Source organism: Streptomyces sp. NPDC091292 (assembly GCF_044757265.1).
In the GTDB taxonomy this organism is placed as follows: domain Bacteria; phylum Actinomycetota; class Actinomycetes; order Streptomycetales; family Streptomycetaceae; genus Streptomyces.
The window spans coordinates 374,064-387,959 of record NZ_JBIVUQ010000008.1 but is presented as its reverse complement, the minus strand read 5'-3'; the positions used below and the strand labels follow the sequence as shown (position 1 = coordinate 387,959).

Below are 13,896 nucleotides of genomic sequence, written 5' to 3'. Positions count from 1 at the left end.
GTGGAGCGGCCGGCCGGATCAGGTGACGGGCGCGTCCGTCGTACGTCCGAGGGAGGCACGTTGTCCGCACACGAGACGTCCCGGGTGCTGGTCGAGATCGACGCGCGCGTGGCCGCCGCGCCGGAGGCGGAGCGCGGCGCGCTGTGGCGCCTGACGGAACAGGGCCGGCAACTCGACGCCAACCTGGTGAGGCTGCCCGCGGGCGCGGCGGTGACCGGGCACGCGGAAACCGATCTGGACGTCCTGCTGGTTGTCGTCGCGGGCGAGGGACGGCTCGACAACGGAGCCGACGCGCAGACGCTGAGGCCCGGTGCCGTGGCATGGCTCCCGAGGACGAGCCACCGCGCCCTGTCGGCGGGCCCGGACGGCCTGGTGTATCTGACGGCTCACCGACGACGTCCGGGGCTGAGCATCGGCGGAAGCACCGCCTCGCGGAGCGCCGAGGCGGAGGGCGGCGAGGCGGCGTGCGCCCTGGACCGGGTATGTCCGGCCTGCGGCGCCATGAGAGCAGAAGCGGAAGCCCGTTACTGCCCTTGGTGCGGCGAACAATTGTGACGGGCCTGCCCGATGCCCGGAGACAGTCGGAGCGGTGGCCTTGGAGGGCTTCGCCGAGCTGACGGCCGCGATGCGCGACGCGACGCATGCGCGGTGCGGTGCGGTGCGGTGGCCGGCGAGCCGGCCAACCCGACCCCGGACACGGAAACGGCGCCGACCGAAGCTCGGTCAGCGCCGTTGTGTGAAGGAGAAGAAGTGTCCGAGGGGGGACTTGAACCCCCACGCCCGATAAAGGGCACTAGCACCTCAAGCTAGCGCGTCTGCCATTCCGCCACCCGGACCGGTGGTGCGCCGGGGCTGGCCTCGGCGACGGGGAAACCATAGCAAAGAATCGGACGGCCCTGATCACCCCGCCGGGCCGGGCGTAAACAGCGCATGACGGGCCGGGACCGGCCTTGGGCGCGGGCGGTCGGCGAGGGAGGATATGGGGAACCACCAGCGGCGACAGCGGGAGGAAACCAACGTGAGTGAGTCGAGCAGGGCCGGCGAGTCCGGGCCCGTCGCCAGGTCCGTCTCCGGCGAGGACGAGGTCGTCGACCTCTGCCGCGAACTGATCCAGATCGACACGAGCAACTACGGCGACCACTCGGGACCGGGTGAGCGCAAGGCGGCCGAGTACATCGCCGAGAAGCTCGCCGAGGTCGGCCTGGAGCCGAAGATCTTCGAGTCCCACCCGGGCCGCGCGTCCACGGTCGCCCGGATCGAGGGCGAGGACCCGTCCCGCCCCGCGCTCCTCATCCACGGCCACACCGACGTCGTACCGGCGAACGCGGCGGACTGGACGCACCACCCGTTCTCCGGCGAGATCGCCGACGGCTGTGTGTGGGGCCGGGGCGCCGTCGACATGAAGGACATGGACGCGATGACCCTCGCGGTCGTCCGCGACCGGCTGCGCAGCGGTCGCAAGCCCCCGCGCGACATCGTCCTCGCCTTCCTCGCGGACGAGGAGGCCGGCGGTCTGTACGGGGCGCGGCACCTGGTCGACACGCAGCCGGAGCTGTTCGACGGCGTCACCGAGGCGATCGGCGAGGTCGGCGGATTCTCCTTCACGGTCAACGAGAAGCTGCGGCTGTACCTCGTGGAGACCGCGCAGAAGGGCATGCACTGGATGCGGCTCACCGTCGAGGGCACGGCGGGCCACGGCTCCATGACGAACAACGACAACGCGATCACCGAGCTGTGCGAGGCCGTCGGCCGCCTCGGCCGCCACCAGTGGCCGGTACGCGTCACCAAGACCGTACGGTCCTTCCTGGACGAGCTGTCGGACGCGCTCGGCACCCCCCTCGACCCGGAGGACATGGAGGCCACGCTCGCCAAGCTCGGCGGCATCGCCAAGATGGTCGGCGCCACCCTCCGCAACTCGGCGGCCCCGACGATGCTCGGCGCGGGCTACAAGGTGAACGTCATCCCCGGCGAGGCCACCGCCCACGTCGACGGCCGCTTCCTGCCGGGGTACGAGGAGGAGTTCCTCGCCGACCTCGACCGCATCCTCGGCCCGCGCGTCAAGCGTGAGGACGTGCACGAGGACAAGGCCCTGGAGACCAGCTTCGACGGCGACCTCGTGGACGCCATGCAGACCGCCCTCCAGGCCGAGGACCCGATCGCGCGCGCCGTGCCGTACATGCTCTCCGGCGGCACCGACGCCAAGTCCTTCGACGACCTCGGCATCCGCTGCTTCGGCTTCGCGCCGCTCAAGCTGCCGCCGGAGCTGGACTTCGCGGGCATGTTCCACGGGGTCGACGAGCGCGTGCCGGTCGACGGGCTCCAGTTCGGCGTCCGGGTACTCGACCGTTTCATCGACGCCTCCTGACCCTGAATGGTGCGCTGAAACGACACTCCAATAATCGGCTGTACGTACGGAACCGCCTTGAAAGGGTGAATGCGACCATACGCTCGTAGCTCCATTACTCCTTCCTCGTTACAGGTGGTGCGGTCCGAGGCTTGGGACCGCATTGCCAACAAGGAGGAATAATGATCAAGAAGGTCGTCGCCGCAGCGGTTGCCACCGGTGGACTCGTTCTCGCGGGTGCGGGCATCGCCGCTGCCGACGCCGGTGCCCAGGGTGCCGCCGTGAAGTCTCCCGGCGTGCTCTCGGGCAACGTCATCCAGGCGCCCATCCACGTGCCGGTGAACCTGTGCGGCAACACGGTTTCCGTGATCGGGCTGCTGAACCCCGCCTTCGGCAACGTGTGCGTCAACAAGTGACGCCGCGCCTCACTCGGTGAGGCTCTGGCTCCTGGCCCCGGAGTGCGTGCCATGCACTCCGGGGCCGCCGGTTCTCCCCGTGAGTTCTCCGCGTACGTGTGACGGAGCGCGTACGCGTTTTCGGAAGCGACAAGGCGACAAGGCAGGGAAAGCAATGCGACAGGGCACCCGCAAGGGCCTGATCACCGTGGCGGCTGCGACGGGCGTGCTCGCCGTGACCGGTGGCTACGCGCACGCGGACTCCGGCGCGAAGGGCGCGACGTCGGGCTCTCCCGGCGTCCTGTCCGGGAACACCGTGCAGGTCCCGGTGCACGTCCCGGTCAACGCGTGCGGCAACACGGTCAATGTCGTCGGGCTCCTCAACCCGGCGATGGGCAACAAGTGCGCCAACACCTCCGGCGGCCGGCATTCGCACAAGCCGTCCGGCGGTTCCCAGACGGGCGGCCACGCCAGTGGTTCGCCCGGCGTGGGCTCGGGCAACCACGTCCAGGTCCCGATCGACGTACCGGTGAACATCTGCGGGAACGCCGTCACCATCGGCGGCCTCGGCAACGCGGTCACGGGCAACGAGTGCGGTGAGGGAGGCGGGGGGCCGTCGAACCCGCCGGGGAAGCCCGGTAAGCCGGGGGAGCCCGGTAAGCCGGGGGAGCCGAGTAAGCCGGGGGAACCCGGTAAGCCGGGGGAGCCGAGTAAGCCGGGGGAACCCGGTAAGCCTGGAGGGTCGGGAGAGCCCGGTAACCCCGGCACCCCCACCACCCCCGCCGGACATCTCCCGGCAGGCGGTTCCGTCGGTCCCGGCAGCCCCAACCACCCGGGCACCCACACCGTCACGCAGCCCCGGGCCACGGACCAGCTCGCGCACACCGGCAGCGGCCTTCCGCTGGGTGGTGCGCTGCCGCTCGCCGCGGGCGCGGTGCTCGGCGGTGCGGTGCTCTACCGCAGGGCCCGCGCGCACGCCTGACCCACGGCGCCACGCATGATGCTCGCGTGACGCACGCACACGGTCACCGTCGGTGAAAACGGAGGGGCCCCGCATGCGCGGGGCCCGATCCGTTTCAGCCTCTTTCCGTCACCAGGTGGCGCGCGCCTGGCGGATGATCCGCCGGCGCAGACGCACCCTGCGGCTGCCGTCAGGGTGCAGTCTGAGACGGTCCAACTCCCAGTGTCCGTACTCCGCATGGTCGGTCAGCAGGCGCGTCGTGTCCTTACGGGACACTCCGCGCGGGACGTACACGTCGACAAATTCGTATTCCGGCATCGCATCTATTGTGCGGGCACGGGCCCGGTACGGATAGCGTCTGCACTATGTCTGATGCTGCGCAGCCCACGGCTGCCGAGGTACGCGCCGCCGCCGAGGCGGTCAAGGCCGCACTCGACCGCCACCTTGCGGCGGTCGAGCGGCGGTCGGGTGAGGACGACCCGACCGTCTACGAGGCGTTCAACGAGCTGGCAGTCGCGGCCGAGGAGTACGACGAACTCCTCTACGACCGCTACGACGAGGTCACCCCCTTCGAGATCCCGGGCACCGAGGACGCGCTGCCGCCGTACACGGGACCCGAGGAGCCGAACGCGCTCAGCGTGCTCATCCGCCGCGACTACGCGGTGGTGGAGCCGCAGCGGCTGCTGGCACAGGCACAGCGCGTGGAGGCGGCCGAGACCGAGGGGGCCGGCCTGTCCGACGTGGCCGGGTCCACCGTGCACGGGGCGCTCGGGGTCCTGTTCGGCGAGTTCGAGCCGGACGAGATCGCCTCACGGCACAAGGAGTTCGGTCTGGAGGAGGGCGACTCGACGCTGTGGGTGACCGCGGCCGACGAGCCCGCCGAGCCGGGGGAGTGGCTGGAGAACCCCTTCGACCAGGCCGACCCGCAGCACGTGGTGTGCCGCTTCGACGTCAGCGCGGTCTTCGACGACGAAGCCGACGACGACCTCGACACGGATCTCGACACCGATGTCGGCCCGCGCGCACGCCCGGACCGGGATCCGGATCTCGACGCCGATGTGGACGCGGACCTCGACACCGAGGTCGACGACGAGGGCCTGGAGCGCCTCGACGCCGACCGCTGACCCCCGCCGCCGGCGGCGCCGGTGACACACGAGGTGCCCGTACCCGCGTACTCCGGGGGACGGGCACCTTCGCGTTGCCGTCCGGGCCGCCGCCCGCGCTACTGCCCCGTCGTCGGTACCTGTGTCCGCAGCAGCACCGGCAGCCGGGTCACCCGTGGTGCGGGCAGGGCCTCCGCGACCGCGCGCGGCAGCGCCTGCTCCACGCCGTGCACCACGGACAGATGCCGCTCACCTCGCCCGAAGGCCGTGTACACCCAGGGTCTGGTCAGCACCTGCGCCGCGTCACCGGGCAGCACCACCACCACGGCGGGCCACCGCTGCCCCACCGCCTGATGCGCGGTGAGCGCCCACCCGTGCCGCACGGTCTGCTCGACCCGCTCCTTCGGTACGACGACGGGCCCGCCGTCGCACTCCAGGTGCAGGCCGTCCGCGTCGGCCTTCACGACTCGCCCCGGCACCGCACGGCCCGGCGCGGGGGCGTACGCGATCCGGTCGCCCGGGTCGAAGCCGCCGAACCGGCCGGGGCCCGGGTTCAGCCGCTCCTTCAGCGCCGCGTTCAACGCGCGCGTGCCCGCCGCGCCCCCGTGCCCCGGCGTGATCACCTGGGTGCGCTCGGGGGGTACGCCGATGGCCCTCGGCACCGAGTCCGCGACGAGCTGGACCGTACGGTGGACGGCCTCGCCCGCGTCCCGCACGGGGACGATCACGACCTCTTTGCCCGGGGCCTCGACCTGGTTCAGCTCGCCGATCCCGATGCCCGAGACCAGTTCGCCGACGGGTCCGGGGTCCGGGGTGCGGGAGGCGATCTGGGGGCAGACGCGGGCCGCGAGCAGATCGGCGAAGACCCGGCCAGGGCCCGCCGACCAGAGCACCGCCGGGTCGCCGCTGAGCACGAGCCGTGCGCCGTCCGGCAGCGACTCGACCAGCATCGCGGCGGTCTCGACGTCCAGTTGGGGCGCGTCGAGGACCACGAGCAGGTCGGTCAGGAGCGCGCCTTCGGCATCGCGCCCCGGGCCCTCGGCGCCGGACAGCAGCCCCGGCACGGTCACGACGGCATCGGCCGGTACGGAACCGGCCGGTACGGAATTGGGAACGGAACCTTCCGTCGCCTCGGGCACGGCCTCCAGGAGGGCCGCGAAACGCCGCCTGCCGTCCGCCGTGTGCGTGGCCGCGAGGACTCGCAGCCCCAGGCCGTGCGCCGCCGTGACCAGCGCGGCGGGCTCGGCCCTGGCCGCCTCGCCCCCGGTGTGCAGCACCAGCCCGTGCCCACCGCAGGCCCGGATCAGCTCGCCCGCCGAGCCGGAACCCGCGCGCGAGCCGGACCGCGATCCCGAACCGGAACCGGAGGCAGCCGACTCCCAGTCCGCCGCCTCGGAACCGCTCTCCTTGGACAGCGAGTTGACCACGCGCGCGAGGCCGTCGGCGAGGCTCTCCTCCGCGAGCGCGTAACGCTCCAGGCCGACCAGGACCCGCACCGGACGCTCGGGCTCCGCCTCATCCGTCCCCTCCGCCCCGCCGGCGTCGTCCGCCCCGTCCGTCTCGGCCGCAGCCGCCACCGCTGCCGCCGCTGAGCCAGAAGTCGCGGCAGGCGCGCCCGGTTCGGTGTCCAACGCGTCCTGGAACACCAGGACTTCACCCTCCGCGACCGCACTCTGCACGGCCGCCTCCGGGTCGGGCACCGAACGCCGGGTGAGCGCGGAAGCGAGCGCGGGCGCCTCCAGTGCCGTGTGTCCGGTGAGCGCGGCCTGTTCCAGGAGCCAGACCGTGAGGGCACGGCCGCGCCGCTCGTCGTCCGGGCCGCACTCCGCGCCGAGGAGCGCGCGGGCGAACCCGTCGGCCTGCTCGGGGCGCACCCCCGGCACCCGCAGCAACTGCCAGGGGTCCTCACGCAGCAGGTCTTCCGCTCCCTCGCCGAGCGCCGCGGCGGCCGGCAGGGCCAGCGCCTCGGGGGCACCGCCCGCCGCCAGGACGGCCCGCACGGCTTCGACCGCTTCGGGTACGGGCGCGGCGGCGCCGGTGTGCGCCGCCGCGACGGGCCTCGGGGCGGGCGCGGGCGCCGGGGCGGGCCTGCGCGGGGCGGCCGTCGGCTCGGCGAAGCTGGCGGCGGGCTTCTCGCCGCTCTCGACCGCGCGGACGGCGGCCAGCAGATCGGCCGCCGTGCCGCTCAGTTTGGCGCCGCTGTCGATGGGGCCCTTCTTCTCGGCCTTCCGCTGCTCGATCCGCTCCCGGATCTCCCGCTGCGCCGCCAGCTCGGCCTCGGCCTCGGACACCTCACCACCGGCCGCCCCCGCTCCGCCGGCACCCTCCACGGCGTCACTGGACCCGTCGGCCTCTTTGGCCTCCTCGGCCGCGTCATCCGTCTCGCCCACGTCGGCCCCTTCGGCTCCCTCGACCTCCTCGGCCCCCGCGCCGGTCGCATCCGGTCCCTCAGCGGCGGCGGCGGACTCCGTACTCACAGCGTGCTCCAGTCCTGGTCGGGGTAGTGGTGCACGGGCGCCGACACATCGTCGAGCGCACCGCGGATCTCGTCAGGAAGACTAAGGCTCTCCACTGACAACGCGGCCGTGAGCTGCTGCGCCGTGCGCGCGCCCACGATCGGGGCGACCACGCCCGGCCGGTCGCGCACCCACGCCAGGGCCACCTGGAGCGGGGTCGCCGCGAGACCGTCGGCGGCGGTCGCCACGGCGTCCACGATCCTGCTCGCCGCGTCGTCCAGATACGGCGCCACGAACGGCGCCATGTGCTCGGACGCGCCGCGCGAGTCGGCCGGTGTGCTGTGCCGGTACTTGCCGGTCAGCACCCCGCGGCCCAGCGGCGACGACGGCAGCAGCCCGACACCGAGGTCAAGGGCGGCGGGCAGCACCTCGCGCTCGACACCGCGCTGGAGCAGCGAGTACTCCATCTGCGTACTGGCGAGCGGGGAGCGCGCACCGGTCCCGGCGAGCTGCCAGGTGGCCGCCTTCGCGAGCTGCCAGCCACAGAAGTTGGACACGCCCGCATACCGCGCGCGTCCGCTGCCCACCGCGATGTCCAGGGCCTGGAGCGTCTCGTCCAGCGGGGTCGCCTGGTCGAAGGCGTGCAGCTGCCAGAGGTCGACATGGTCCGTGCCGAGCCGGGCCAGCGAGGCGTCGAGCGCGCTCAGCAGATGGCCGCGCGAACCGTCGAACCTGCGGTCCGGGTCCGGCACACTGCCCGCCTTGGTCGCGATGACCAGGTCCCGGCGCGGCACGAGCCGTTCTATGAGCCGTCCGAGCAGATACTCCGCCTCGCCGTCGCCGTACACATCGGCCGTGTCGACAAGGGTGCCGCCCGCTTCCCAGAAGACCTTCAACAGGTCCGCGGCGTCGTTCTCGTCGGTGTCACGGCCCCAGGTCAGGGTGCCGAGCCCGATCCGGGACACACGCAGGCCGGTACGGCCGAGATGCCTCTGCTCCATGGGCGCTGAGATTACTGGCCGGATGTCCCAGGACGCGGAGCCTGTGGACAACCCACGCCGAACCCGTACGGGAACCCCCTGTGCGAGTGGCGCCGATCCTGCCCTGACGGATCCGGCGGGACCGCGCTAGGGTCTGCCGCAAGGGACGTTACTGACGAGTAAGGGGATCGGCCATGCAGCTCGGGATCAACCTCGGCTACTGGGGCGCCGGGATGGACGCGGACAATCTCGCCGTCGCCAAGGAGGCCGACCGGCTCGGCTACGCGGTCTGCTGGGCCGCCGAGGCGTACGGCTCCGACGCCGCGACCGTGCTGTCCTGGGTCGCCGCGCAGACCGAACGCATCGACATCGGCTCCGCCATCTTCCAGATCCCCGCGCGCCAGCCCGCGATGACCGCGATGACCGCCGCGACCCTCGACTCGCTCTCCGGCGGCCGGTTCCGCCTCGGCATCGGCGTCTCGGGCCCGCAGGTCTCCGAAGGCTGGTACGGCGTCCGGTTCGACAAGCCGCTCGCCCGCACGCGGGAGTACGTCGAGATCGTCCGCAAGGCCATGACCCGCGAGCGCCTGTCGTACGACGGTGCCCACTGGACGCTGCCGCTGCCCGGCGGCCCCGGCAAGCCGCTGAAGCTGACCGTGCACCCGGAGCGCGAGCACATCCCGCTGTACATCGCCGCGATCGGCCCGAAGAACCTGGAGCAGACCGGCGAGATCGCCGACGGCGCCCTGCTGATCTTCCCGGCCGCCGAGCACCTGGAGGAGACCGCGCTGCGCCACCTCCGCGCGGGCCGCGAGAAGGCCGGGAGGACGATGGACGGCTTCGACGTCGTCCCGACGCTGCCGCTGGCCCTCGGCGACGACAAGGACGTGCCCGCGCTCGCCGACATGTTCCGCCCGTACACCGCCCTGTACGTCGGCGGCATGGGCAGCCGCAAGCAGAACTTCTACAACCAGCTCGCCCAGCGCATGGGCTACGAGCGGGAGGCCGCCGAGATCCAGGACAAGTACCTGGACGGCGACAAGAACGGCGCCGCCGCCGCCGTACCGCACGAGCTGATCGACTCGACGACGCTGCTCGGCTCCGTGGACCGCATCGCGGACCGGATGAAGGCGTACGCGGCGGCCGGGGTCACCACGCTCACGCTGGCACCCGCGGGGCTGACCCTCGACGACCGGATCGCTTCCCTGCGGGCGGGCTCCGACGCCCTGGAACGGGCGGGCCTCGCCTGATACGCCGACCCGCCCGACGCGCTGCGAACGCTCAAGGCGGGGGACCGGTGGTTTCCGCGGCCGTGGTGGGGGCTCGGGGGTCTTCCCCGCCACGGCCGTCAGGGAGAACAACGCGCCACCACCCGCCCGGTTACGCCCCTTCGCGCGCGTGGCGCTTCGTTCATTTGGCGGAGCGCGGGCACAGTGCTGTTGCCGTCGCCGGTGTCCCGCATTTGACTCGGTCCTTGCGGGACACCGCAGGGAGGTGGCAGAGATGCTTTCGGCAAAGAGCCTGTTCGAGGAGATCCTCCACGACGACGAGTCGTTCCGGCTGTTCTGCTCCATCGCGGCGAGCGGTGAGTCCCAGGGCGGCTGGGAGAACGGCCGGATCGCGGCGCTCGTCCCCGAGAGCGAGCGGACCCTGGCCCCCAAGGTGGCCCGGCACGGCGCCGACGAGGACAAGCACGGACGCATCTTCCACGCACTGATGAAGAAGCGCGGCCTCACCCCCGTCGACATCCCCCACGAGACCGACTACACGATGCTCCTGGAGAAGCACGGCATCGGACTCGCCCACGATCAGCTCAGGCGCGACCAGCCGCTCGGCGTCCAGGACATCGTCACCTACCTCGCACACAGCCGGGTCACCGAACAGCGCGCGTCGGAGCAGATGGACCTGCTGCGCAGATACTTCGCCGACCACCCCGACATCGGCCGCGCGGTCAGGATGATCTCCCAGGACGAGGACAACCACCTCGCGTACTGCCACGAGGAGCTGCTGCGCTTCGCGTACGCCGGGCACGGGCAGGCCATCCAGCGGACCCTGCGGACCTGCGCACTCGCCGAGATCCGGATCTACCGCGACGTCAGCCTCGCCGTCATGGACCACATGGGACGCCTCCTGGGCTGGACCCGGGCCAAGTCCGCGCTGCTCGCCGCCGGCATCCACGCCGTGTACGCGTACGAGCGGGCCGTCGGCTGGCGGCGGATGGTGTCCCTGCGGATGCCCGAGCGGCGCGACGCGCTGGGCGGCCCGGCGACCACCATGGCCGACATCGCGTGACCCCGCGCGCGTAGATCACGGCACAACCCCGCGCGCGTGACGCAACAGCCTCAGAGCCAGCCGTTCCGCTTGAAGAGGCGGTACAGGCCGATCTCCAGGAGCACCATCAGCAGGATCACCGCCGGATACGACACCACCCAGTGCAGCTCCGGCATGTGGTCGAAGTTCATGCCGTAGATCCCGGCGATCAGCGTGGGCACGGCGGCCATGGCGGCCCACGAGGAGATCTTCCGCATGTCGTCGTTCTGCCGGACGCTGATCTGCGCGAGATGCGCCGACAGGATGTCCGACACCAGCCGGTCAAGACCCTCGACCGATTCGTTGACCCGGGTCAGATGGTCGCTGACATCGCGGAAGAACGGCCGCGCGGTGTCGCTCACGAACGGCACGGGTGTCTCGAAGGGACCCAGCCCCGCGAGCCGCCCGAGCGGCGCGGCCAGCGGCCCCGTCGCCCGCCGGAACGCCAGGATCTGCCGCTTGAAGGTGTAGATCCGCGACGCCGTGGCCGCCGAGCCTCCACCGTCGGGCGAGAACACCTCCGCCTCCAGCTCCTCCAGGTCCGTCTGCAGCTCCGACGCCACGTCCAGGTAGTGGTCGACGATCGCGTCCGCGATCGCGTACAGCGCGGACGTGGGGCCGTTGCTCAGCAGCCCCGGCTCCGCCTCCAGCCGGTGACGCACCTCCCCGAGCGGCGCTCCGCCACCGTGCCGCACGGTCACCACGAAGGAGTCGCCGAGGAAGAGCATCACCTCGCCGGACGACACCGTGTCGCCCTCCGGCTCGTACACCACCGGCTTGAGCACCACGAACAGTGAGTCGTCGTACACCTCCAGCTTCGGCCGCTGGTGCGCGTTCAGGGCGTCCTCGACCGCCAGCGGATGCAGCCCGAACTCCTCCCTGACGTGCGCGAACTCGGCCGGCGTCGGCTCGTGCAGCCCGAGCCAGAGAAACGCGTCACCGGTGGCCCGCGCCTCGTCCAGGGCGTCGGAGAAGTCGGCGGGCCCGTCGGTGCGGCGCCCGTCCCGGTAGATGGCACTGTCGACAATCACGCAGCGACGTGTTCCCGAAGCCCGCCGACGGCACACCCGCCCCGTCCGCCTACCCTGGCGTCATGCCCACGCTGATTCTCGTCCGGCACGGACGCTCCACCGCCAACACCGCGGGCCTGCTCGCCGGGTGGACGCCCGGCGTCGCCCTGGACGAGCGGGGCGCCGCACAGGCCGCCGCGCTGCCGGCCCGGCTCGACGGCGTGCCCGTCGCCCAGGTCGTCACCAGCCCCCTGCAACGCTGCCAGGAGACCGTCGCACCGCTCCTCGCGGCCCGCCCCGGCACCCCGGTGCACACCGAGGACCGGATCGGCGAATGCGACTACGGCGACTGGTCCGGCCGCAAACTCGCCGAGCTGAACGACGAGCCGCTGATGCAGGTCGTCCAGCAGCACCCGTCCGCCGCCGCCTTCCCCGGCGGCGAGTCGATGCGCGCGATGGCCACCCGCGCCGCCGAGGCCGTCCGCGAGTGGAACGCGCGCGTGGCCGACGAGAACGGCGCCGACGCCACCTACCTGATGTGCTCGCACGGCGACATCATCAAGGCGCTCGTCGCCGACGCGCTCGGACTGCACCTCGACCAGTTCCAGCGGGTGTCCGTGGAACCGTGCTCCGTCACCGTCATCCACTACACGCGCCTGCGCCCCTTCCTCGTACGCCTCGGGGACACCGGGGACTTCGCGTCGCTGATGCCGCGCGAGAACCCGCAGGACACCTCCGCCGGGGAAGGAACCGTGGGAGGCGGTGCGGGCGCACCGTGATCGTCGGCCGCAGTAGGGTGAAGCGGTCGGAGTAGGCCAGTTGCCGTCACGGTCGCCATCCGGCAGCCGATCCCGCACTCGATTCCCAAGGGAGACAGGACGTGTCCCGTCAGGTGTTCCTCTACGACCCCCCGGAGCGGTTCGTGGCCGGCACGGTCGGACTCCCCGGACGCCGTACGTTCTTCCTCCAGGCTTCCTCCGGTCCGCGGGTGACGAGCGTGGCCCTGGAGAAGACCCAAGTGGCCGCGCTGGCCGAGCGGATGGACGAACTCCTCGACGAGGTCGTCCGGCGCAGCGGCGGCAGCGCGGCGGTCCCCGCGGTCGTGCCGACCGAGGTGGCGGACACCGCGCCCCTCGACACACCCGTCGAGGAGGAGTTCCGCGTCGGCACCATGGCACTGGCCTGGGACGGCGACGAACAGCGCATGATCGTCGAGGCCCAGGCGCTGGTCGAACTGGACGCCGAGTCCGACGAGGACCTCGCGGAGGCCGAGGAACGGCTCCTCCAGGACGAGGAGAACGGCCCCCCGATGCTCCGCGTCCGGCTCAGCGGCGCCCAGGCGAGAGCCTTCGCCAAACGCGCCCTGGACGTCGTCAACGCGGGCCGCCCGCCGTGCCCCCTGTGCAGTCTGCCGCTCGACCCGGAAGGACACGTATGTCCGCGCCAGAACGGATACCGCCGCGGAGCGTGACCGCCACCGACCTGCTCAGCCGCGGCGAGCTGACGGTACGCGGACGCATCCGCGAGGCGTCGAACGCGGTCCTGTTCTGCGCCGTCGCCCACGACGGCGAGCGGGCCGAGTGCGTGTACAAGCCGGTCGCCGGGGAGCGGCCCCTGTGGGACTTCCCCGACGGCACGCTCGCCCAGCGCGAGGTCGCCGCGTACGAGGTGTCCGAAGCGCTCGGCTGGGGGCTCGTACCGCCGACCGTGCTCCGCGACGGGCCCTACGGCGAAGGCATGTGCCAGCGCTGGATCGAGGCGTCGTCCGACGCGGAGCTGCTGGCCCTGGTCGACGGCGAGGAGCCGGAGCCCGGCTGGAAGGCCATCGGCTTCGCCGACGTCGGCGAAGGCCGTACCGCACTGCTCGTGCACGCCGACGACGCGCGACTGCGCCGGCTCGCCGTCTTCGACGCCGTGATCAACAACGCGGACCGCAAGGGCGGCCATCTCCTGCCCGACGCCGACGGCCGCCTGTACGGCATCGACCACGGGGTCTCCTTCAACGCCGAGAACAAGCTGCGCACCCTCCTGTGGGGCTGGGCGGGGGAGCCGCTGACCCCGGAGGCGGTGGAGGCGCTCGGGGCGCTGCGCGCGGCCCTGGAGCCCGGCGCGCCGCTCGCCCTGCGCCTCGCGGAGCTGATCACCCCGGTGGAGGTCGACGCCACCCTCGCGCGCGTGGACGCCCTGCTCGCCACCGGGAAGCACCCCGAGCCGTCCGGAGAGTGGCCGGCCATCCCCTGGCCGCCGGTGTAGCACGGGCGTTCGGCCCCCGCTCCGCCCCCGACCCCGCCCCCCGACCCGCCTCCGTGTACCACGACCGTTTCGGGCCGTTCGGAC

General features: G+C 72.3%; 14 protein-coding genes and 1 tRNA gene. 10 read left to right on the top strand and 5 right to left on the bottom strand.

The genetic code is table 11. The annotated features are described in order from the left end of the window. The first annotated feature begins 60 nt into the window (after positions 1 to 60). Positions 61 to 555, top strand: a complete 495-nt coding sequence (locus ACIQNU_RS24000) for a hypothetical protein (RefSeq protein WP_401369831.1) — start codon at positions 61 to 63, stop codon at positions 553 to 555. 196 nt (positions 556 to 751) lie between these two features. Here ACIQNU_RS24000 and ACIQNU_RS23995 read toward each other — a convergent pair. Continuing rightward, a tRNA-Leu gene (locus ACIQNU_RS23995) sits at positions 752 to 836 on the bottom strand. Positions 837 to 1,018: 182 nt separating this feature from the next. Here ACIQNU_RS23995 and ACIQNU_RS23990 point away from each other — a divergent pair. From ACIQNU_RS23990 to ACIQNU_RS23980, 3 genes are all read left to right on the top strand, one after another. Further along, positions 1,019 to 2,365, top strand: coding sequence for a M20/M25/M40 family metallo-hydrolase (locus tag ACIQNU_RS23990; protein WP_401369829.1), 1,347 nt, complete (start codon positions 1,019 to 1,021; stop codon positions 2,363 to 2,365). 161 nt (positions 2,366 to 2,526) lie between these two features. After that, the gene (locus ACIQNU_RS23985; protein WP_401369827.1) at positions 2,527 to 2,760 is read left to right on the top strand and encodes a chaplin; all 234 of its coding nucleotides are present in this window, start codon (positions 2,527 to 2,529) and stop codon (positions 2,758 to 2,760) included. 154 nt (positions 2,761 to 2,914) lie between these two features. Beyond that, positions 2,915 to 3,721, top strand: a complete 807-nt coding sequence (locus ACIQNU_RS23980) for a chaplin family protein (RefSeq protein ID WP_401369824.1) — start codon at positions 2,915 to 2,917, stop codon at positions 3,719 to 3,721. 108 nt (positions 3,722 to 3,829) lie between these two features. Here the strand turns inward: ACIQNU_RS23980 and ACIQNU_RS23975 are convergent, their stop codons facing one another. After that, positions 3,830 to 4,018, bottom strand: coding sequence for a DUF5703 family protein (locus ACIQNU_RS23975; protein WP_401369822.1), 189 nt, complete (start codon positions 4,016 to 4,018; stop codon positions 3,830 to 3,832). Between the two features lie 47 nt (positions 4,019 to 4,065). On the opposite strand from ACIQNU_RS23975, the gene ACIQNU_RS23970 reads away from it, so the two are divergent. Then, positions 4,066 to 4,824: a hypothetical protein gene (locus tag ACIQNU_RS23970; RefSeq protein WP_401369819.1), complete on the top strand. Its 759-nt coding sequence runs from the start codon at positions 4,066 to 4,068 to the stop codon at positions 4,822 to 4,824. 98 nt (positions 4,825 to 4,922) lie between these two features. Here ACIQNU_RS23970 and ACIQNU_RS23965 read toward each other — a convergent pair whose 3' ends face one another. Together ACIQNU_RS23965 and ACIQNU_RS23960 are read right to left on the bottom strand one after the other, a co-directional pair. Then, entirely contained in the window at positions 4,923 to 7,280 is a 2,358-nt protein-coding gene (locus ACIQNU_RS23965) for a helix-hairpin-helix domain-containing protein (protein ID WP_401369816.1), read from the bottom strand. Continuing rightward, positions 7,277 to 8,260, bottom strand: a complete 984-nt coding sequence (locus ACIQNU_RS23960) for an aldo/keto reductase (RefSeq protein ID WP_401369813.1) — start codon at positions 8,258 to 8,260, stop codon at positions 7,277 to 7,279. Before ACIQNU_RS23960 ends, ACIQNU_RS23965 begins: the two co-directional genes overlap by 4 nt. A gap of 173 nt (positions 8,261 to 8,433) precedes the next feature. Between ACIQNU_RS23960 and ACIQNU_RS23955 the strand changes: the two genes are divergently transcribed. Further along, complete coding sequence (locus ACIQNU_RS23955; RefSeq protein ID WP_401369810.1) at positions 8,434 to 9,489, top strand: LLM class F420-dependent oxidoreductase; 1,056 nt, start codon at positions 8,434 to 8,436, stop codon at positions 9,487 to 9,489. Positions 9,490 to 9,742: 253 nt separating this feature from the next. Next, positions 9,743 to 10,531 (top strand): ferritin-like domain-containing protein, encoded by a 789-nt coding sequence (locus ACIQNU_RS23950; RefSeq protein WP_401369807.1) that lies wholly within the window; start codon positions 9,743 to 9,745, stop codon positions 10,529 to 10,531. A 50-nt stretch (positions 10,532 to 10,581) separates the two neighbouring features. Here the strand turns inward: ACIQNU_RS23950 and corA are convergent, their stop codons facing one another. Continuing rightward, a complete protein-coding gene (corA, locus tag ACIQNU_RS23945; RefSeq protein WP_401369804.1) occupies positions 10,582 to 11,580 on the bottom strand; it encodes a magnesium/cobalt transporter CorA in 999 nt (332 codons plus the stop codon). Positions 11,581 to 11,642: 62 nt separating this feature from the next. Here corA and ACIQNU_RS23940 point away from each other — a divergent pair, with 62 nt between their 5' ends. The 3 genes from ACIQNU_RS23940 (at position 11,643) to ACIQNU_RS23930 (ending at position 13,812) form a co-directional block, all read left to right on the top strand. Then, positions 11,643 to 12,338 carry a histidine phosphatase family protein gene (locus ACIQNU_RS23940; RefSeq protein WP_401369802.1) on the top strand — a complete coding sequence of 232 codons (696 nt, stop codon included), beginning with the start codon at positions 11,643 to 11,645 and terminating at the stop codon, positions 12,336 to 12,338. 101 nt (positions 12,339 to 12,439) lie between these two features. Beyond that, entirely contained in the window at positions 12,440 to 13,030 is a 591-nt protein-coding gene (locus tag ACIQNU_RS23935; protein ID WP_401369799.1) for a DUF3090 domain-containing protein, read from the top strand. Then, positions 12,994 to 13,812 (top strand): SCO1664 family protein, encoded by an 819-nt coding sequence (locus tag ACIQNU_RS23930; protein ID WP_401369797.1) that lies wholly within the window; start codon positions 12,994 to 12,996, stop codon positions 13,810 to 13,812. The genes ACIQNU_RS23935 and ACIQNU_RS23930 overlap by 37 nt, the downstream gene beginning before the upstream one ends. Positions 13,813 to 13,896 lie beyond the last annotated feature (84 nt).

Coding starts and splice junctions, on each gene's coding strand:
- ACIQNU_RS23985 (WP_401369827.1), top strand. CDS start 2,527: ATGATCAAGAAGGTCGTCGCCGCAGCGGTTGCCACCGGTGGACTCGTT.
- ACIQNU_RS23980 (WP_401369824.1), top strand. CDS start 2,915: ATGCGACAGGGCACCCGCAAGGGCCTGATCACCGTGGCGGCTGCGACG.
- ACIQNU_RS23975 (WP_401369822.1), bottom strand. CDS start 4,018: ATGCCGGAATACGAATTTGTCGACGTGTACGTCCCGCGCGGAGTGTCC.
- ACIQNU_RS23970 (WP_401369819.1), top strand. CDS start 4,066: ATGTCTGATGCTGCGCAGCCCACGGCTGCCGAGGTACGCGCCGCCGCC.
- ACIQNU_RS23960 (WP_401369813.1), bottom strand. CDS start 8,260: ATGGAGCAGAGGCATCTCGGCCGTACCGGCCTGCGTGTGTCCCGGATC.
- ACIQNU_RS23955 (WP_401369810.1), top strand. CDS start 8,434: ATGCAGCTCGGGATCAACCTCGGCTACTGGGGCGCCGGGATGGACGCG.
- ACIQNU_RS23950 (WP_401369807.1), top strand. CDS start 9,743: ATGCTTTCGGCAAAGAGCCTGTTCGAGGAGATCCTCCACGACGACGAG.
- ACIQNU_RS23940 (WP_401369802.1), top strand. CDS start 11,643: ATGCCCACGCTGATTCTCGTCCGGCACGGACGCTCCACCGCCAACACC.
- ACIQNU_RS23930 (WP_401369797.1), top strand. CDS start 12,994: ATGTCCGCGCCAGAACGGATACCGCCGCGGAGCGTGACCGCCACCGAC.